Source organism: Thalassolituus sp. (genome assembly GCF_034111725.1).
Classification (GTDB): domain Bacteria; phylum Pseudomonadota; class Gammaproteobacteria; order Pseudomonadales; family Oceanobacteraceae; genus Thalassolituus.
This window is the reverse complement of the sequence record NZ_JAWUWR010000028.1, coordinates 15345-35177: the sequence shown is the minus strand read 5'-3', so window position 1 is coordinate 35177 and position 19833 is coordinate 15345. Positions and strand designations below refer to the sequence as shown.

The window sequence follows — 19833 nt, the reverse complement described above, 5'->3', positions numbered from 1 at the left end:
AGCAATTGAGGCTTCTCAATTGCTCGGAGGTACGACTCAGGGTACAAATAGTTTTACAAGTGGTGAGCGGATCGGCTATCGAGGACCGTGTCAGCCGGCTGGTGAATCATGTTCTGGTCAATAAAGCGGGCCTCTATTAGCCGCAGAAAACAACTCGTACGCTATCGAGCACTAGCTGTGCATCTTCAATCGCAGCAAGAACTGCAGTGCGTTCAGCATCAACCGCAGCCAGCATGGCAGGCGAAATATTGCGATTATGTTCGGCCAAGGCAACTAAACGCGCTTTTCTGTCGGTATACGCGACATCGGCTTTGTTGCGAGCGCGTTCAATCATTTTACCCAGCTGATTGCCGCCCATTTTTTCTAGGCGCGCGATGAGTGGCTTAATTTCAGCTTCTTTTTGCTCAAGCAAGCCTCGTCCTGTTCCGCGCTTTAGAGGCAGAACAAACGGTGCACACTCAGGCTCATTAACCTTTAGATCACCTTTCGGTGTCATCGTTAAATGCATTGCATCAGGTGGTAGATAACGTTCTACACGCAATGCCTTAGGTGCTGGGCAGCGCGCTGCGAACTGCAACTGCAAGTAACAGTCGCCAGTTTTGAACTCATGATTTTCGACATAACCCACAGCAGCATTACCCGCTGGTCCGCTGGTAATAAGCTCAAGCGCCTGATCAACAAAAGGGTGCTCCCAACTCAAGAATTGAACGTCGTCGCGAGCAAGTGCAACCTCACGACGAGTCGTGGCCATAAAACCATCTTCAGGTAGGTGCGGCATATCTGGTACTAGCATGTGATCGCCTGGAGCAATGGTGATGCAATCGCTACCCAGTTCAATCAACTCAAGGCCAAAGGCGTCGGCGAACAACTCAAGGAAGTCATTTAAGTCGGCTTCGTCTTCGATGTGGGCAATGCTCATATCGAGCGCAAGCTTGCGCGCGCGAGTTGGATGGCAAGAGTGCAGTTCCAACAAGCGATCACGACCGGTTTCTAAGGCAGCCAACAATTCAGTGCGCTCCGTCGCTAGCTTCTGAGTTAACTCAGTAAGATCGGCCGCGTTGTTCAGCGCCGTTTCGATCTCTAAACGATTGCGTTCAAGCAATGGTTGAGCGGCTGGGTTAGGGCGGCTAAGCGCATCTAGCCCTTCATTCAGCAAGATCGACCATTGCTGAGTGATGTGGCCTTCAAATACTGGGATGTGAATCTGAATATCGTGCTTCTGGCCGATACGATCTAGACGACCAATGCGCTGCTCAATTAGGTCGCAGTTAAGCGGCAAATCGAACAGAACTAAGTGACGGGCGAACTGGAAGTTACGGCCTTCGCTGCCAATCTCTGAGCACAGTAGTAGTTTTGCACCTTGTTCCTGATCGGCGAAGTAAGCAGCCGCACGATCTCGCTCCACTAAATCCATTTGTTCGTGGAATACCGCCACTTGAATGCGATGTGTTTCCCATAGGTAAGCTTCGATATCTAATACGGTTGCCGCCTTATGGCAGATCAGCACGACTTTATCCGTAGGATTGGACTTTAACAGGGAATGCAGCCATTCCGCTCTTGGGTCCATATCGCACCAGTTCGGCATATCCATTTCTGGATGCAATCCCGGCAAGCCGTCACCTTGGTAATCTTCAGGGCATGGTAGTGCAGTGATGCTTGGAACGCGTTTAGGAAACCCAGTAACACCATGACGCGTGTTGCGATATAGCGCTCGGCCAGGTCCATGACGATCTATTAAAGCATCCAGTTGACGATTGCGGTCGGCATCGGAACCTAGATCGGGTAGCAGTTCGAGTAAATGTGCTTGTTGGCTTTCGCTCAACTCTTGATCGCTAGCAATCACCGCAGCTAGTTCGGCAATGGGTTGGTAAGCCTGCTGTTCTTCGACAAAACGATCTAGGCTCGTATAGCGTTGTGGATCAAGCAATCGCAGACGCGCAAAGTGACCAGCTACGCCCAGCTGCTCAGGAGTTGCGGTTAGCAGTAACAAGCCTGGTGACTGCGTAGAGATATGCTCGACTAAGCTGTAGCTGGCATCTTGGCCTTCTGGCGTCCATTCGAGATGGTGCGCTTCATCGACTACCAACATATCCCAATCGCTGGTCAGGATTTGAGCAGCAACGTCATCTTCGGTAGCCATAGAAAGTGGGCATAGGAACAGTTGATCTGATTCAAATAGATCATCTTCCTCTGCAATAGCAGCGCGGTTAACCACAGCGAAGCGCAAATTAAAACGGCGCGTCATTTCCACCAGCCACTGATGAAGCAAATGATCAGGAACCAGAATCAACACCCGTTGAATGCGCTGCTGTAGAAGCAAACGATGCAATATAAGACCTGCTTCAATGGTTTTGCCTAAACCCACTTCATCGGCTAGCAGTACGCGAGGAATGGCATCTTGGGTGACTTGTTCAGCGATATACAACTGGTGCGCTAGTAAACTCGTGCGAGCACCGAGCAAACCATAGAACGGACGCTGACGTAGCTTAGCTAAGCGCTGCAAGGCCGTTTGGCGTAACTCATAAAGGTTGTTATTGTCGATTTGGCCGGTAAATAAACGGTCGGATGGCGAGTTAAGCTGAATATTGCCACTGAGGTGAGTTTCTGCAACGAACTGATCGGCGTCGCCGTAAAAGTAAATACCTTTTTGCTCCTGCACTTCGGTGATGGTCATTGTTGAGCCATCCTGCAGTGGTACTGTATCGCCAACTGCGAAAACAACTCGAGTTAGAGGGGCGTTATCCGCAGCATACGTTCGACTATCATCGATAACTGGGAAGTACACAGTTACCATTCGGAAATCGACGCTCTGCACGAGCCCTAAGCCTAAATCCGTTTCAGCTTCACTGATCCAACGCTGCCCAACGATATACATAGCGACACAATACCTGCACGAGAAATACGAACCCTGTCGTCACAATCAACGGCCTAGACGAAATTCAGATTAAGAAATCACAGGCGTAATAATGACAGGAGAGAATGGCGGCGAAGTTTATAGCAAAGTGGCTCAAATGCCCACCGCGCCAAATTAATATGAAGCTACCTAACTCGTAAACTATCCGTCAGAGGGTACAATGAGACAATTTTCAAAGTTGAGCCGCGCACTGGAGGTGCAAGTTGAGTCAATCGAATACAGGCATGATCATTAATCCACTGGCAGGAAAGCTGCCTCCTGAAGAGATTCTGGTTAACGTTGCTAAGCTGGTTACTGCGTATTACAGCGAAGTCCCTGATCCTGCGATTGCGGCGCAGCGTGTTGCTTTTGGTACTTCCGGCCATCGTGGTAATTCATTCAACAAATCCTTCAACGAAGCCCATGTTGTGGCGATAAGCCAAGCTATTTGCGAATACCGCAAGCTGCAAAATATCACAGGCCCGCTGTTTATCGGTATTGATACCCATGCCTTATCTGAGCCAGCGCTTGTTAGCTCCCTCGAAGTACTTGCTGCTAATGGGGTTGAAGTGATGATGGCACCGGCAGGCGAATACACGCCAACACCGGCGATCTCGCATGCCATTCTTTGCTACAACTTGGGCCGTACCAGTGGTCTGGCTGATGGCATCGTCATCACACCGTCGCATAACCCACCGAGCGACGGCGGCTTTAAATACAACCCAACCAACGGCGGCCCAGCCGATACCGATGTCACCAAATGGGTTGAGCAACACGCAAATGCACTGTTGGAAGATGGCTTGCGTGGGGTAAAGCGCATCTCTTACGAGAAAGCACTGAAAGCACCAACAACGCATGTGTACGACTTCCTCAATAACTATGTAAACGATCTCGACAGCGTGATCGACATGGACGCTATCCGTAATACCGGTGTGCGCATGGGCGTTGATCCATTAGGTGGAGCAGGGGTAGGTTATTGGCCAGCCATCGCCGAACGTTACAAGCTTGATCTCACAGTGATGAGCCAAACCGTCGATACCACGTTCCGTTTTATGAGTGTCGATTGGGACGGCAAAATCCGCATGGACCCATCATCGCCGTATGCCATGCAGGGTTTAATTGCGTTAAAAGACAAATTCGATATCGCCTTTGCCTGCGATACTGATCACGACCGCCACGGCATAGTGACGCCTAGCTCTGGCCTTATGCCGCCGAATCATTACTTATCCGCGGCCATTAATTACTTATTTCAAAATCGCCCCGACTGGAAGCAAGATACCGCCATTGGTAAAACCTTAGTAAGCAGCCAGATGATTGATCGCGTGGGTGCCAAGCTGGGTCGTAAGGTTGTTGAAGTACCTGTTGGCTTTAAATGGTTCGTCAATGGCTTGGTCGATGGCTCATTAGGCTTTGGCGGTGAGGAAAGTGCAGGGGCGTCCTTCTTGCGCCGTAATGGCCAAGTCTGGACCACTGACAAAGATGGCCTTATTCCCGCTTTGCTGTCAGCAGAAATTATCGCTAAAACTGGGCGTGATCCAGCGCAGATGTACCAAGACTTAGCGCGCGAAATGGGCGAGCCCATCGAAAATCGCATTCAAGCGGCGGCGTCTCCGGAGCAAAAAGCTAAGCTGTCGAAGCTATCACCCGAGCAAGTGAAATCAACCTCATTGGCAGGCGAGGCGATTACCGCAGTTCTGACGAAGGCACCGGGAAATGATGCAGCGATTGGCGGTTTAAAAGTGACTACGGAAAACGGTTGGTTTGCAGCGCGCCCATCGGGCACGGAAGATATCTATAAGATCTACGCCGAGAGCTTTAAAGGCGAAAGTCATTTGCAGGATATTCTTGATGAAGCCCAGCAAATCGTTGATGCGGCATTAGATACCTCCAACTAACAAGCAACTAAAGTTGCTGGGCAAAATGCGCAGCAACTTATAGTCTTTTTAAGGCATCTAATTCCTTTGATCTAAATCAATTCCTATATTTTTTTAAAGGTAGTACTGTGTTCGTTAGCGCACAGTCTATTGGACTATATCGAGCAATAATGCTTGGGTATCTCGATTGTGAGCAGGGAGAAGTCCAAAAATATGTCAAAAATAGCGAGTCCTAGTTGTTCAAAAATATCTCCTTCGGAAAATCACCTACTGGCGGCCTTACCTGTCGAAGTACAAGATCGCATATTCCCATTTGTTGAACTGGTAGAATTACCACTCGGACGAGTGATGTATGAAGCTGGTGATACCTTGGTTTATGTGTATTTTCCAGTCGATGCCATCGTGTCCTTGCTCTATGTTATGGAAAGCGGAGCATCGGCAGAAATATCGGTTGTGGGTAATGAAGGGTTAATTGGTGTTTCGTTGTTTATGGGCGGCGAAAGTACATCTAGCAGAGCGGTTGTGCAGAGCGCTGGCCATGCCTACCGCCTAAAAGCCACTAAGCTCACCGAAGAATTTTCACGCCATGGCAAGTTACTTGAGCTTATGTTGCGCTATACCCAGTCGTTAATTACGCAAATGGCACAAACCGCAGTGTGCAATCGTCATCACTCGATAGATCAACAACTGTGCCGCTGGTTATTATTGTCGCTTGATCGCTTGCCAGACAATCATCTCACTATGACTCAAGAGCTTATTGCCAATATGCTAGGTGTGCGCCGCGAAGGTGTCACTGAGGCGGCGGGAAAACTGCAAAAACTAGGCGTCATTGATTACCATCGTGGTCATATTACCGTATTAAATCGAGATGAGCTGGAAGCCTTAAGCTGTGAATGTTATGCCGTCGTAAAGAAGGAGACTGACCGTTTACTTCCTTATCCAATACCAAAAAACAACGTGGTTCATAAGGCTGTTAACAGTACTGTTACTGACGATACTGTCGCTTAAATCGTAAACTCCTATTAATTACACCGCCGTTTGATATCTGCCCTCTAGCTATAATTTCGAATTTTAGAATTCCGAAAATCCCTCATTAATTAAATTTTTTTATTGTTAAGATTTTAAGTTCGGTAGCGTACAGACCGCTACCGAATAACTCCTTTAAAATAAAAATGAAAATAAATATCCCTTATTTTTTTGAGATATTTCGTCAGTAACTTATTCAAACAAAGATTTTTTAGGTGAGCATGCGACACTTTATTTATTCTATGCGACGCCACCATTTATCCTATTCACTGTGGGCAAGCAAAGCGCCTATTCGTGAAGAATTATTTGGCCTAGAGCGATTGGAAGAACATGCCATTAGTTTGGCAAAAGCACAAAATGTATCCGACGCGACTACTGCAGTGCTGCCGTTACATAAGCGACTGGATCAAAACTCCATTGCACTCCTTGGACTTTATCGTGACAGTGCGACTGAGTTAGAAGCGGGGCGGAAAGTCGTGCCGGCGGCCGAATGGCTACTCGATAATTATCATTTGGTTGAAGAGCAAATTCGCAACGTTCGGGACGATTTGCCAGTCGGTTATTATCGCCAATTACCTAAGCTTATTGATGGTCCGCTTGCGGGGTACCCACGTGTTTTTGGTATTGCCTGGGCCTTTGTTGCCCATACAGACAGCCATCTTGATCCGGAAGTTCTAACCCGGTTTATTAACGCTTATCAAACGATTCAGCCGTTAACGATTGGTGAATTATGGGCAGTTGCCATTACCTTGCGTATTGTCTTAATTGAAAACCTGCGCCGCTTAGCAGATCAAATTGCCACAGGGCGTGCTGAGCGCCAAGATGCCGACCAATTAACCGAAAAACTATTAATTTCCGGCTGTTCCCATTCAGCTTTGCAAGACGACATCAGCTCGCGCTCCTCTGAGCATTTATCTGAAGTCTTCGCCGCACAGCTTGCTAAGCGATTGAGAGATCAAGACCCAAAAACCACTCCGGCACTTGAGTGGCTAGAGCATCGTTTAAAAGCGCAAGATCAGTCGGTTGACGATGTTGTGCAACATGCGCAACAACGTCAAGGGGCATCGAACGTTAGTATTCGCAATGTCATTACTAGCATGCACTTGATATCGGATATCGACTGGTCAGAGCTATTTGAAAAAGTCAGTTATGTTGATAGAGAACTTCGCGCCGATTGTGCATTTGTGGCTATGGATTTTGCTACCCGTAATTTGTATCGCAGCGCTGTGGAGCAAATCTCCCGCGGCACCGATTATTCTGAAGTCGATATTGCCAAACGCGTTATCAACACCGCTCGGAAAGCCTACAAAGACAGCAACACGAAAGAAATTGATGCTATTGAAAGACAGCGATTAAGTGACACAGGCTATTATTTAATTGATCAAGGCCGAAAAGATTTTGAAGATTCCGTACAGTACCGTCCAACATTAAGGGTAAGAATAAATCGTCTTCATATTCGCCTTGGTGTAACAGGTTATGTTGGCTCTATCGCTGTTATAGCAAGTTGTTTTTTAGCCCTATCATTATTTATTTTTGGCCCTGCAGCGCTCTCATTTCAGACATGGCTGCTTTGGTTTATCGTCGGCTTCATACCGGCCACGGAAGTGGCCTCTGCTATTGTTCATCGTTTAGTGACTTGGCGTTTTGGTGCTGTGATATTACCTGGTCTAGAATTAAAGTCGGGTGTGCCAATTTCGTTACGCACCCTTATTGCAGTACCGACATTACTGACCAGTAAAGCCGATTTACTGGAGCAGATTGAGCGCTTAGAAGTGCACTATTTAAGTGGCATTGAAGGCGACGTGAGTTTTGCTTTGCTCACGGATGGTGTCGATGCAGATCAAGAAGAACTTGCCAACGATGTGCCTTTGTTAGCCTTAGCAACCACAGAAATTGCACGCTTAAATACGCTTTATAAAGCAGGGCCTAGCGGCTATCGTTTTTTACTATTACATCGACGTCGCCAATATAATCCAAGCCAAAAAGTTTGGATGGGGTGGGAACGTAAACGCGGAAAATTACACGAACTCAATCGCTTATTACGCGGTGCTACCGATACCAGCTACATCACGGTAAATGGTGTTGAACCTAAAGTTCCAACTGATGTGCGCTACGTCATCACCCTTGATGCCGATACCCGACTGCCGCGTGAAGCAGCACTACGCCTGATTGGGAAAATGGCACATCCGCTTAATCGTCCACAACTGGATAAAGAAAAACAGCGGGTTATTAAAGGGTATGGCATTCTGCAGCCACGCGTAACACCATCGTTATCGGTAGGTGAAGAAGGCTCGCTTTATCAACGAATATTTTCTGCACCGGGTGGTATAGATCCATACGCGGCTGCAATTTCAGATGTGTATCAAGATTTGTTTGGCGAGGGATCATTTACTGGCAAAGGTATTTACGACGTCGACGCTTTTGAAGCGTCGCTCGCGAATCGAATCGCCGAAAATACCATGCTTAGCCACGACCTGCTTGAAGGGAACTTCGCGCGTGCCGGTTTAGTCTCGGATATTGAAGTGGTGGAGGAATTTCCCGCTCGCTACGATGTCGCCGCCAAACGCCAACATCGCTGGACTCGTGGCGATTGGCAATTACTGCCTTGGATATTTGGTAACCCAGCAGGGCTGCAAGGTATGTCGGCTCTTGGGCGCTGGAAATTAATCGACAATTTAAGGCGGTCGTTAGTCGCACCAATGACCTTGCTAGCATTGGCCTTCTGTTGGTTATTTCCACCCGCTATGGCGCTATTTACCACAGGCTTATTGCTAGCGACAATTGCGATACCGGCGTTTATTCCGTCTGTGTTTTCTTTTATCCCACGTCATTCAGACATAGACACTCGAAATCATTTTCGCTTATGGGTAGGGGATGTGCGTCTCGCATTTAATCAAACCATATTTACCGTTGCGCTTCTTCCCGATCAAAGCTGGCGCACATTGGATGCTATTGGCCGCACCTTGATTCGACTCTGGATAACAGGGAACCACCGCTTGGAGTGGGAAACAGCCGCCAATTGTAATGCCATGCCGCGTCTTAGAATTATGGGTTTTTATCGCGCCATGACAGAAGGGGTTCTATTAGGTGTATCTCTTTGCCTAATCGCCTTGGCTTTAAATCCAGTATTAATTCCATTAATAGCGATATTTTTCGCACTCTGGTTATTTGCTCCTGTGATCGCGCTATACACCAGTCGATCTCCGGTCATTATTAATACCGATGAATTAAATGTAGACGCCATGATGCTGCGTTTAACCGCCCGCAGAACGTGGCGTTATTTTGAAACCTTTGTGACGCCAGCCGATAATATGCTGCCGCCGGACAATTTTCAGGAAGAACCCGAGCCCGTTATTGCCCACCGCACGTCGCCAACAAATATCGGTTTGTATTTATTATCCTCGGCTTCAGCTCATGATTTTGGCTGGGCTGGATTGCTAGAAACAATTGAACGCTTAGAAACGAGTTTTGCAACCTTACAATTGTTACCAAAACATAACGGCCACTTTTTTAATTGGTATGGCACTGAGAGCCTAACCCCATTATTACCGGAATATGTTTCATCTGTTGATAGCGGCAATTTAGCCGGGCATTTAATCGCACTGGCTAACGCTTGTGATGAGTGGCAGCAGGCTCCAACTCCCCGCGCGATACGTTTGGGAGTGATGGATAATCTCAAGCTTGCCTATGAAGCTATCGCAGCACAATCCAGCACTTCAAAAAGTCCACTGACGAACAGCACTGATCATCCTCTTGTGGATATTCTCGATGACGTAGCAAATAAGCTTAATAGCCTGCAAACCATGGATGCTTTATCGCCTATTTTGATTAGGCTCGCGGAAAAGGCCATTAAGCTGGCTAGCGAATCCGCTCCTAGCCAGCAAGATAAAGACGCAAAACACACGATCCATAATCAAGTTGCGGATGTAGCATTTTGGCTTAATGCCATACGCAACTTATTGATTGAACAGCAACGCGATCAACTAGAACTAACAAATGGACCCGATTCGATCCAATTCCGTTTGACGTCACTCGCTAAAACCGCGCGCAATATGGCACTGGCGATGGATTTTGGCTTCTTGATGAATCAAGAAAGAAAGCTGTTATCCATTGGTTTTTCGCTTGCTGAAAACAGCCTTGATCCAAGTTGCTATGACCTGCTTGCCTCAGAAGCTCGTCTTGCCAGTTTGTTTGCGATTGCAAAAGGCGATGTCCCCACCAAACATTGGTTCCACCTTGGTCGTTCAGCCACGCCTATGGGTAATGGCTCGGCGCTTATTTCTTGGTCGGGTTCTATGTTCGAATATCTAATGCCATCGTTAGTCATGCGCGCACCGGCAGGCAGTTTATTAGAACAAACCAATCGTTTGATCGTGCAGCGCCAGCAGCAATATGGGGACGACTTGGCGATGCCTTGGGGCGTTTCAGAATCGGCCTATAATGCTCGTGATTTTGAATTTACCTATCAGTATTCGAACTTCGGTGTTCCGGGTTTGGGACTTAAACGCGGCCTCGCGGAAAACCGCGTAATAGCCCCGTATGCAACCGGCCTTGCCACTATGATCGCACCGCGTGCGGCCGTGCTTAATTTTAACCGCTTGGCAGAGATGGGTGCTCTAGGACGGTTTGGGTTTTACGAAGCGCTCGATTACACGCCCACGCGCTTGCCAGTTAAAACCGAATTCGCCATTGTGCGAAGTTATATGTCGCATCATCAGGGTATGACGATCGTTGCTATTGCTAATGCCCTACACCAAGGGCAAGTACGAAAACGCTTCCATCAAGAACCTATGATTCAGGCTTGCGAACTCTTGCTGCAAGAACGTATGCCGAGAAATGTTTCAATTAGTCATCCTCGTGCAGAAGAAGTGAAAGTTTCCACCTCGATTTCGACCGAAGATACCCCCACCATAAGACGCTTGGATGCCTCTGCTGACGGCGCACCAGTAACGCATTTACTTTCCAATGGCAGCTACGCCGTGATGCTGACTTCCGGTGGAGCTGGCTACAGTCGCTGGCGTGATATTGCGGTTACCCGTTGGCAGGAAGATTCAACCTGCGATCAATACGGCAGCTTTATCTTTATGCGCGACTTGGAGTCCGGCAAGCTTTGGTCGAGCGGCGTACAGCCATTGGATGGAGAACGCCATTATCCAGACGGCGTATTCGAAGAAGATCACGCCGAATATGTACGACACGACGGCAGTTTAACCACCAATATGGAAGTCTTAGTCTCGGGCGAGGACGACGGTGAAGTTCGACGAATCTCGTTAAGTAATAACGGTCGTCAGGCGATGAATATCGAGGTGACGTCCTACATCGAATTAGTGCTCACCACAGCGGCAACCGATAACGCGCATCCTGCGTTTGCCAAGTTGTTTGTACAGACAGAGTATCTAGCAGAGTACGGAGCGCTTATTGCCTCGCGGCGCAAGCGTTCTGCGGACGACGCTTCCGTTTGGGCTGCACATTTTGCCGTTGTCGAAGGCGATATAACTGCCGACCCACAATACGAAACCAATCGCGCGCTGTTTATTGGACGAGGTAATACCATCGCCACGGCTACCGCATTTAGCCGTCGACGGAGTCCAGATCTAGCGGCTGCGGAGTATTCAAGTCGTGATCTCTCAAACTCAGTAGGCACGGTTCTCGATCCGATGTTTTCCTTACGCCATCGCGTGTTAGTGGCCGCAGGCGGAGTAACTCGTATTGCATTTTGGACAGTGGTTGCACCATCGCGTGAAGCGCTGCTGGATTTGATTGATCGTCACCATGATCGCAGTGCCTATGATCGTGCAAAAACCTTGGCGTGGACGCAAGCTCAAGTCCAGCTTCGCCATCTAAATGTTAGCTCTGCTGAAGCAGCGGACTTTCAGCGTTTGGCCGCTCCGATTTTGTATGCTGATCCGCGTTTTCGTGCCTCCGCAGAAGCGATCAATCGCGGAATGATGGGGCAGTCGGTGCTTTGGACTCACTCTATCTCTGGTGACTTGCCCATCGTGTTACTGCTGATCGATGACATCGAAGATATTGAGCAAGTAAAACAGCTATTGCGTGCGCATGAATACTGGCGCATGAAGCGTCTTGCTGTGGATTTGGTCATTATTAACGAACATGCGTGTTCGTATATACAAGACTTACAGATCGGCATAGAGACCGCCGTGCGACGGAGTCAATCACGCCCGCGTATGGCCGACGAGTACAATGGCGAGCAAGTAAAAGGCTCGGTGTATATGCTGCGCGCGGACCTTATGACAGTGAAAGCACGCGATTTGCTCAAAGCCGCGGCTAGAGTGGTCCTTAACGCTCGGCGCGGTTCGATTAGTAAGCATATTGCACGCTTGCCCGTCGCCCCCGCTTGGAATCGTCAACCGCATTCGCTGCCCTTAAACGGTAGTCAAGAAGATAGGGAGCAAAACGAAGACAATGTCTCATCCCAAGCAAGGCTGTCAGTACTAAAACAGAATTTAGAATTCTTCAATGGTCTAGGGGGCTTCGGCAAGGACGGCCGCGAATATACCGTGATTCTAGAACATGGCGCACAGACACCGGCACCGTGGATCAATGTGATTGCTAATCCGAGTTTTGGCTTTCATGTGGCAGCAGAAGGCAGTGGCTATACCTGGGCGGAAAACAGTCGGGAAAATCAACTAACGCCTTGGTGTAACGACCCAGTCTCGAATCCTACAGGCGAAGCCATTTATATACGAGATGAAGAAACATTGGAGCTGTTTAGCGCAACTGCGCAGCCCATTCGTGGTGACGTGAAAGGGCGCGTTAGAAATGATAGTGGTCCTTTTATCGCCCATCACGGGCGTGGTTATAGCCGGTTTGAGCATCAAACCAACGGCATAGCGTTAACACTGCTGCAATACGTGCCCTTGGCCGATCCAATAAAAATTTCGCGTCTGACCCTGCACAATCAAAGTGGGCGCAGAAAGCAGCTTTCGGTGACCTCCTACATTGAGTGGGTATTGGGTACGTCACGAGGATCTTCTGGACCTTTTATTACGACAGAGCTAGATGCCGACTCCAACGCCATTCTAGTATCTAATCGCTGGAACATTGCCTTCCCCGGACGTGTCGCATTTGCTGATATGAATGGCATGCAATCCACTTGGACAGCCGATCGTACCGAATTTCTTGGGCGTAATGGTGGTGCTGATGCCCCTGCTGCGCTCGTTACTGACGCGCCATTATCTGGGCGTTTAGGCGCTGGCCTCGATCCTTGCTCAGTGCAACAAATGGTTGTCGACTTGGACGTCGGTGAGTCGGTAGAAGTGGTGCTATTTATGGGCCAGTGTACGTCGGTTAAAAAAGCCCAAACCTTGATATCTCGCTACCGCCAACTCGACCTCGATCGTGTGCTGACTGACGTTACTGAGTATTGGGATGGCTTGCTCGGTGCTGTTCAAGTGACGACACCAGATCGTGCCATGGATATTATGCTTAACGGCTGGCTGTTGTATCAAACCTTGGCTTGCCGGATATGGGCACGCTCGGCATTTTACCAAGCGAGCGGGGCGTATGGCTTTCGAGATCAATTACAAGATGGCATGTCACTCACTTTTCGCCGCCCCGATCTCACTCGTGAACATATTTTGCGTGCCGCTGGCAGGCAGTTTGTCGAAGGCGATGTGCAGCATTGGTGGCTGCCGCATACCGGGCAAGGGGTGCGTACTCGCATTTCTGACGACCGGGTGTGGCTCGCGTTTGCCACGGCCAATTACATTCAAACATCGGGCGATACATCGATATTGGACCAGCAGGTGGCCTTTATTGATGGCCCGCCACTGGCCGCTGACCAGCATGATGCTTTCTTTCAGGCTATGCCGGCAGATGAATCTGCAACCTTGTTCGAACACTGCGCGCGCGGCTTAGAACAATGCATTGCACTTACCGGAGAACATGGGTTGCCGCTCATGGGAACGGGTGATTGGAACGATGGCATGAACCGCATTGGTCAAGATGGCAAAGGCGAGAGTGTTTGGCTGGGCTGGTTGTTCATTCGCACCATCAATTTATTCGCGCCTTTGGTCAGCAGTCATGCAAATGATGAACGGTTAAAGCGTTGGCTTAATCATGCTGATCGTGTGAAACAGGCAATTGAAGATACCGCATGGGATGGCGAATGGTATCGCCGCGCTAGTCTGGATGATGGCGGTTGGCTAGGCTCAGCGAATAACGATGAATGTCAGATTGATGCGATAGCCCAATCTTGGGCGGTGCTGTCTGATGCTGGCGATCCTAAACGTGCAGTAATGGCGATGAACTCCGTCGAGCAACGCTTAATTAAAGCAGAGCAGGGACTGTCTTTGTTGTTTACCCCGCCGTTTGATAAAACGACACTCGATCCCGGCTACATCAAGGGCTATCCACCCGGCTTACGCGAAAATGGCGGCCAATATAGCCATGCAGCGATGTGGAATATATTGGCTTTCACTCAACTAGGTGAAGCGGACAAAGCTCATAATCTATTTGCCTTGCTTAACCCGATTAATCACGCCTTAAATCCTGAGGAAGCCCAGCGCTATAAAGTAGAGCCCTATGTGGTTGCGGCTGATGTGTATTCCGTTGCTCCCCACATAGGTCGAGGCGGTTGGACTTGGTATACCGGCGCGGCGGGGTGGATGTATCGGGCGGGGATGGAAGGCATTCTTGGCATTCATAGAGAAGGCAAAGAACTCACGATTCACCCCTGCATTCCTTCTCACTGGCCAGGTTTTAAAGCGCTAATACATATCGATAATACAGACTACGCGATTGAAATTATTCAGTTTAAAAATGGCGTCCTGAACACATCAAAAACATATAGTGCCGTAGTACTGGATGGCCGTGACATTTCAGCGGATACGTCGGCCAATATGCAAGTGCGCGCTCCACTAGATGGCAACACGCACCAGCTCACCATTACTATTTCAACACTACCGATGGTTGCAATAGATACCCAAATAAGCGAGCAGGAATCATGATAGACAATTGTGTTTACTTGTTCGATGTCGACAATACTTTGCTCGACTCTGACAGTTTTTTAGCAGATTTTCATGCATTCCTTGTGCGACAGATCGGAGAATCCAGCGCTGCTGATTACTGGCTGATTTATGACGATAACCGTAAACGCTTAGGGTATTCAGATTACCTAGGTGCGCTGCAGCAATATCGCTTGAGAAATATAACGAATAGGCGACTATTCGCCGTTTCTACCTACTTGCTAGAGTATCCATTTGCAGAGCGTTTATACACCGATGCGATTGACGTGTTACAACGATTTGGCGAAAAGGGGCCGGTGGTTATTGTTTCTGACGGTGACGCTATATTCCAGCCACGCAAAATTCAACGCTCTGGCCTATGGGATGCAGTCGGTGGGCGGGTGCTTATTTATATCAATAAAGAACGCATGCTGGATGATATCACCCAGCAGTTTCCGGCGAAGAATTACGTTATGGTTGACGATAAGCTAGATATTATTACTGCGATGAAAGCACTTTGGGGAAATAAGCTAACCACCATCTGGCCGCTACAGGGGCATTACGCTCATGATCAACTGGCAAGAGCTGGTTATCCAAATGCCGATATTACTATTAATGCAATCGGCGACCTGTTGAATGAAAAGTACTCCTACCTCGGGGTTTGAGTACTTACTCTAACATAGTTCAAAATAAGGGATTGTTTGGGTAATTCCCAGATGTGATTTTGGCCTTTGGCTTTCGGGCCCAATAACCCGCTAGTCCGTAATGTTCGAAAATAGCTTCTTCTCGCACACGATTCAATTTTTCAGCAGATTCAAAGGCAGGTGCATCTTTTATTTTCTGTTTATATGTATCCACGAATACAGAGTTATCGAGCCAACGCAGCTCACTGACCCACTCTGGGGAAAGCAATACTTTGTGGCCACCAAACCAATTGCTGGTATTGACTATAAAATAGCGAATGGCCCATGTATCCTCATCAACTAGTAACTCTGATATATGGCCAATTTCCCCGTCTTTAGCATGGATGGAATAACCAACAATTGCCTCGCAGCTGCGAAGATTGGGATCGATATTCTCATGATTTTTTCGTTCTAAATCTTCATATACTTTATTTGCTTTGAATGAAGTCTCCTGCTTTGGCATATATTCGGTAAATTTGGGGTTGATTGCATATGGGGTCATGCTGCCGCCCCATAAATTTGCGCCTTCCCAGTAGAATGGATACCCATAAAATCCAAGATAGTCAATTTCGTGTTGGCGCGATACCGGTTGATCCGTATCGATATCAGGGCTGTTTTTTACTTGGTCCTTACTGATCAATAGCGATAGGCATTTTTCTTCCCAATTCGGCTTATTAATGGCCATTGGGGATATGAGTACCTTACGACTAAAAAGCCATGAACCTGTCTCGACGACAAAATAGCGAACAACCCAAGTTACATCATCAAAATAAAAATCTTTGATATCACCAACACTGCCGTCCGTCGCAGTTAAGTCATAATCTTTTATATCATTCATGCTACGCAACATGGTTAATTTCCTTTCCAGTTAGATAGTTGCTTAATCCTAAGAGTGGAGTTCGTTGCATTTAAGTCTGCACCGAGCCAGCCGTTTAATAGCTCTTGGTGAATTCTGTCGCTTCACATTCAGGGCAGGGAGGGATGTGGCCAGTCGTCGTCACCGTTAGAGCATGATGGCAAGCGTTGCAATGTAAGGTGCCAGCAGATGTTATTTCGCCGGTCTTATACGTCAACTTCGCCTTCGCTTTATCACCTAGAGATTGCAACGCATTGCCACTAACTTCTAATATGGCGACCAAAGATGATAAAGCGCCACTACCGATTCGTGATGGGCTTAAGGACTGTTTGGTTGCTGCGCCTAGCTGTTGAAACTCGTTAATAGTCTGCTCTAAATCCCGAGCCATATAGCGTTTAAAGTCGTGACTTTGCTCCGCGGTAAACGTACCTGCAGTCACCAGCTGACTGCGCGAGGCCTCTAAAGCTTTTTTCATCCCAGAACTACTACGCTCACTCCCCTCTGTGTAGAGCTTTTGAAATTTCTCGGCGAGTAAATCGTACTTCTTTGTCGCAGCTTCTTTTGTTTCTTTAATGGAGTGCATGTTAGATCCTCAATGCCTCTATTGGAGGGCATTCTTTCACATGAATTGGCCTTATTTATCACTTCAGCCTAAGCCTCTAAATATTCGCCGTCCGTGCGCTGGCGAACAGAGTTAAATGGGTTGGAGGTAGAACGGACGAAAGGATGGGGAATGAATGCGCTAAGTCATTATTTAGGCGTATTAGCGCTGTCTTGCAGTCGTTATGTTCGCCAGCGCACAGATTGCAGGATTGACGCTTCATACACTCAATTAACTGGAATAATTACGCGTAACAAAGTAACGGAGAAATTTATGGAACACATGTATTGGAATGATTGGTATTTTGGCTGGGGCTGGTTGCTGTGGTTTGGCGTTTGCTTTTTGCTGATTTCGAACTTTGGACATTGGGGTTACAGCTATCGAACTCATCAGCGGTTTCTATCGACTGATCAAAGAACCGCAAGAGATCTTGTTAACGAGCGCTATGCGCGCGGTGATATTGATCGCGAAGAATTTAGCAAAATAAAAGCAGAAATTGCCGGCACTTAACAGGAAGAGAATTACATGAAAAACCCCTCGCTAGCAGCGGATCAGTTGCGGTTAATCGATGCGTACTGGCGAGCGGCTAATTACCTCTCTGTTGGTCAAATTTATCTATTCGATAATCCCTTGCTTGCTCGACCGCTAAAAATCACCGATATAAAGCGCATGTTACTTGGTCACTGGGGTACGACGCCGGGTCAGAATTTTATTTATGTGCATTTGAATCGAATTATTAAACAGTACGATCTGAATATGCTGTATATCTCAGGGCCAGGTCATGGTGGCCCAGCGGTGGTAGCTAATACGTATCTTGAAGGCTCCTATAGTGAGATATACCCACACATCAGCCAAGATACCGCTGGGCTACAAAAGCTCTTTCTCCAATTTTCATTTCCCGGCGGCATTCCTAGCCATGCCTCACCCGAATGTCCAGGCTCAATTCACGAAGGGGGAGAGCTTGGATATTCACTCAGTCATGCATTTGGAGCCGTGTTCGATAATCCTGATTTAATTGTTGCTTGTGTGGTTGGCGACGGCGAAGCCGAAACCGGCCCACTAGCAACCGCGTGGCATTCGAATAAATTTTTAAATCCGATTAGCGATGGTGTTGTACTGCCGATATTGCATTTAAATGGCTATAAAATTGCTAATCCAGCCGTTCTTGCTCGCATCACTCGCGAAGAATTAGAACATTTGTTTTTTGGTTATGGATGGCAGCCAATATTTGTCGAGGGTGATGACCCTATGCTAATGCATGAGGCTATGGCCGTAGCGCTGGATGTTGCGACACAACAAATTAAAGAGATACACCATAGAGCCCGAGTCGAGGGCAATTTAACGCGCCCACGCTGGCCCATGATAGTGCTCAATTCACCCAAAGGTTGGACAGGGCCAAAAGTCGTTGATGGCATTCAAATTGAAGGCACATTTCGTGCGCATCAAGTACCCCTGTCTAATCCGGCGACCAATCCTGATCACTTACCCTTGCTTGAAAATTGGCTGCGTAGCTATCGTCCAGAAGAATTGTTTGATAGCGAAGGGCGCTTAATGAAAGAGCTAGCGGATCTTGCTCCAGTCGGTGATCGCCGCATGGGGATGAATCAACATGCAAACGGCGGGCTGCTATTGCAGGATTTAGTGATGCCGCCATTTCGTGATTACGCCTGCGAAGTACCTGTGCCAGGCGTGCGAGGTGTTGGTGATGCACACGTGCTTGGACCATTCTTGCGTGATGTTGCTAAATGCAATCAAGAGCAGCGTAACTTTCGCGTATTTGGACCGGATGAAACCATTTCCAATGGATTGGCGGCCTTGTTTGAAATGACTAATCGCCAATGGGAGGCAGCAATAAAATCCGACGATGAATATCTTGCGCCCAGTGGTCGCGTATTGGAAATGCTCAGCGAGCATCAATGCCAAGGTTGGTTGGAAGGCTATTTACTCACGGGCCGGCATGGAGTCTTTAACTGCTACGAGGCATTTGTTCACATCATTGACTCCATGTTTAATCAGCATGCAAAGTGGTTGAAGGTCGCGGCGGAATTGCCGTGGCGACCGAAGATAGCGTCGCTTAATTACTTATTGGCATCGCATGTTTGGCGCCAAGATCACAATGGCTTTACTCATCAAGATCCCGGGTTTATCGACCATGTTGTGAATAAAAAAGCCGAAATAGTGCGTGTGTACCTGCCACCAGATGCTAACTGTTTACTCTCCGTGATGGATCATTGCTTGCGCAGTCGTCATTATGTAAACGTCGTCATCGCAGGCAAACACCCAGCGCCACAATGGTTGACGATGGAACAAGCGGCCAAGCACTGCGCTGCTGGAATTGGTATTTGGCCGTGGGCAAGCAACGATAATAGTGAAGATACGGATATTGTGTTGGCCTGTTGTGGCGATGTGCCAACGCTAGAAACCTTAGCGGCAGTATCGATTTTACGAAAATACTTCCCTGAGCTAAGAATTCGAGTAGTTAATGTCGTCGATTTAATGAAATTGCAGCCGCAGTCTGAGCATCCTCATGGCCTAAGTGATGAAGATTTTGATGCGCTTTTTACTTGCGATAAGCCGGTTGTTTTCGCCTTTCATGCTTATCCATCACTGGTGCATAAGCTGACCTATCGCCGAACCAATCATAGCAACATCCATGTTCGTGGTTACAAAGAAGAGGGCACCATTACCACGCCTTTCGACATGACCGTACTCAATGATATGGATCGTTTTCATTTGGTAATGGACGTAGTTGATCGCTTGCCTCAACTCGGTTCTGCAGGTGCAAAAGTGAAGCTACAATTGAATGAGAAACTGCTTGAACATCGCACTTATATCAACAAATATGGTGAAGATATGGCGGAAATTCGGGATTGGCGCTGGACGCCACAAGCCTGAATTATCCAAAAATGGCTAAATAAATAAGGGGACTCG

9 protein-coding genes are annotated in these 19833 nt (G+C 47.9%); 6 read left to right on the top strand and 3 right to left on the bottom strand.

Going from position 1 to position 19833, the window contains the following annotated elements:
• Window positions 1-136: 136 nt before the first annotated feature.
• The gene (gene rapA, locus UXZ23_RS04110; RefSeq protein ID WP_320819375.1) at window positions 137-2875 is read right to left on the bottom strand and encodes an RNA polymerase-associated protein RapA; all 2739 of its coding nucleotides are present in this window, start codon (window positions 2873-2875) and stop codon (window positions 137-139) included.
• 263 nt (window positions 2876-3138) lie between these two features.
• Between rapA and pgm the strand changes: the two genes are divergently transcribed.
• From pgm to UXZ23_RS04090, 4 genes are all read left to right on the top strand, one after another.
• Window positions 3139-4788, top strand: a complete 1650-nt coding sequence (gene pgm, locus UXZ23_RS04105) for a phosphoglucomutase (alpha-D-glucose-1,6-bisphosphate-dependent) (RefSeq protein WP_320819376.1) — start codon at window positions 3139-3141, stop codon at window positions 4786-4788.
• Between the two features lie 192 nt (window positions 4789-4980).
• On the top strand, window positions 4981-5775 hold the full coding sequence (locus UXZ23_RS04100; RefSeq protein WP_320819374.1) for a Crp/Fnr family transcriptional regulator: 795 nt from the start codon (window positions 4981-4983) through the stop codon (window positions 5773-5775).
• Between the two features lie 239 nt (window positions 5776-6014).
• On the top strand, window positions 6015-14765 hold the full coding sequence (locus UXZ23_RS04095) for a GH36-type glycosyl hydrolase domain-containing protein (protein ID WP_320819373.1): 8751 nt from the start codon (window positions 6015-6017) through the stop codon (window positions 14763-14765).
• Window positions 14762-15427, top strand: coding sequence for an HAD family hydrolase (locus tag UXZ23_RS04090; RefSeq protein ID WP_320819372.1), 666 nt, complete (start codon window positions 14762-14764; stop codon window positions 15425-15427). Before UXZ23_RS04095 ends, UXZ23_RS04090 begins: the two co-directional genes overlap by 4 nt.
• A 19-nt stretch (window positions 15428-15446) precedes the next feature.
• Here the strand turns inward: UXZ23_RS04090 and UXZ23_RS04085 are convergent, their stop codons facing one another.
• Together UXZ23_RS04085 and UXZ23_RS04080 are read right to left on the bottom strand one after the other, a co-directional pair.
• Window positions 15447-16295 carry a PRC-barrel domain-containing protein gene (locus UXZ23_RS04085; RefSeq protein WP_320819371.1) on the bottom strand — a complete coding sequence of 283 codons (849 nt, stop codon included), beginning with the start codon at window positions 16293-16295 and terminating at the stop codon, window positions 15447-15449.
• Window positions 16296-16377: 82 nt separating this feature from the next.
• Window positions 16378-16884, bottom strand: coding sequence for a zinc ribbon-containing protein (locus UXZ23_RS04080; protein ID WP_320819370.1), 507 nt, complete (start codon window positions 16882-16884; stop codon window positions 16378-16380).
• A 150-nt stretch (window positions 16885-17034) separates the two neighbouring features.
• Here UXZ23_RS04080 and UXZ23_RS04075 point away from each other — a divergent pair, with 150 nt between their 5' ends.
• Together UXZ23_RS04075 and UXZ23_RS04070 are read left to right on the top strand one after the other, a co-directional pair.
• Window positions 17035-17412 carry a hypothetical protein gene (locus UXZ23_RS04075; protein ID WP_320819369.1) on the top strand — a complete coding sequence of 126 codons (378 nt, stop codon included), beginning with the start codon at window positions 17035-17037 and terminating at the stop codon, window positions 17410-17412.
• A gap of 15 nt (window positions 17413-17427) precedes the next feature.
• Complete coding sequence (locus tag UXZ23_RS04070) at window positions 17428-19797, top strand: phosphoketolase family protein (protein ID WP_320819368.1); 2370 nt, start codon at window positions 17428-17430, stop codon at window positions 19795-19797.
• Window positions 19798-19833: the final 36 nt, after the last annotated feature.

Coding starts and splice junctions, on each gene's coding strand:
- rapA (WP_320819375.1), bottom strand. CDS start 2,875: ATGTATATCGTTGGGCAGCGTTGGATCAGTGAAGCTGAAACGGATTTA.
- UXZ23_RS04080 (WP_320819370.1), bottom strand. CDS start 16,884: ATGCACTCCATTAAAGAAACAAAAGAAGCTGCGACAAAGAAGTACGAT.
- UXZ23_RS04075 (WP_320819369.1), top strand. CDS start 17,035: ATGAATGCGCTAAGTCATTATTTAGGCGTATTAGCGCTGTCTTGCAGT.
- UXZ23_RS04090 (WP_320819372.1), top strand. CDS start 14,762: ATGATAGACAATTGTGTTTACTTGTTCGATGTCGACAATACTTTGCTC.
- UXZ23_RS04070 (WP_320819368.1), top strand. CDS start 17,428: ATGAAAAACCCCTCGCTAGCAGCGGATCAGTTGCGGTTAATCGATGCG.
- UXZ23_RS04095 (WP_320819373.1), top strand. CDS start 6,015: ATGCGACACTTTATTTATTCTATGCGACGCCACCATTTATCCTATTCA.
- UXZ23_RS04085 (WP_320819371.1), bottom strand. CDS start 16,295: ATGTTGCGTAGCATGAATGATATAAAAGATTATGACTTAACTGCGACG.
- UXZ23_RS04100 (WP_320819374.1), top strand. CDS start 4,981: ATGTCAAAAATAGCGAGTCCTAGTTGTTCAAAAATATCTCCTTCGGAA.
- pgm (WP_320819376.1), top strand. CDS start 3,139: ATGATCATTAATCCACTGGCAGGAAAGCTGCCTCCTGAAGAGATTCTG.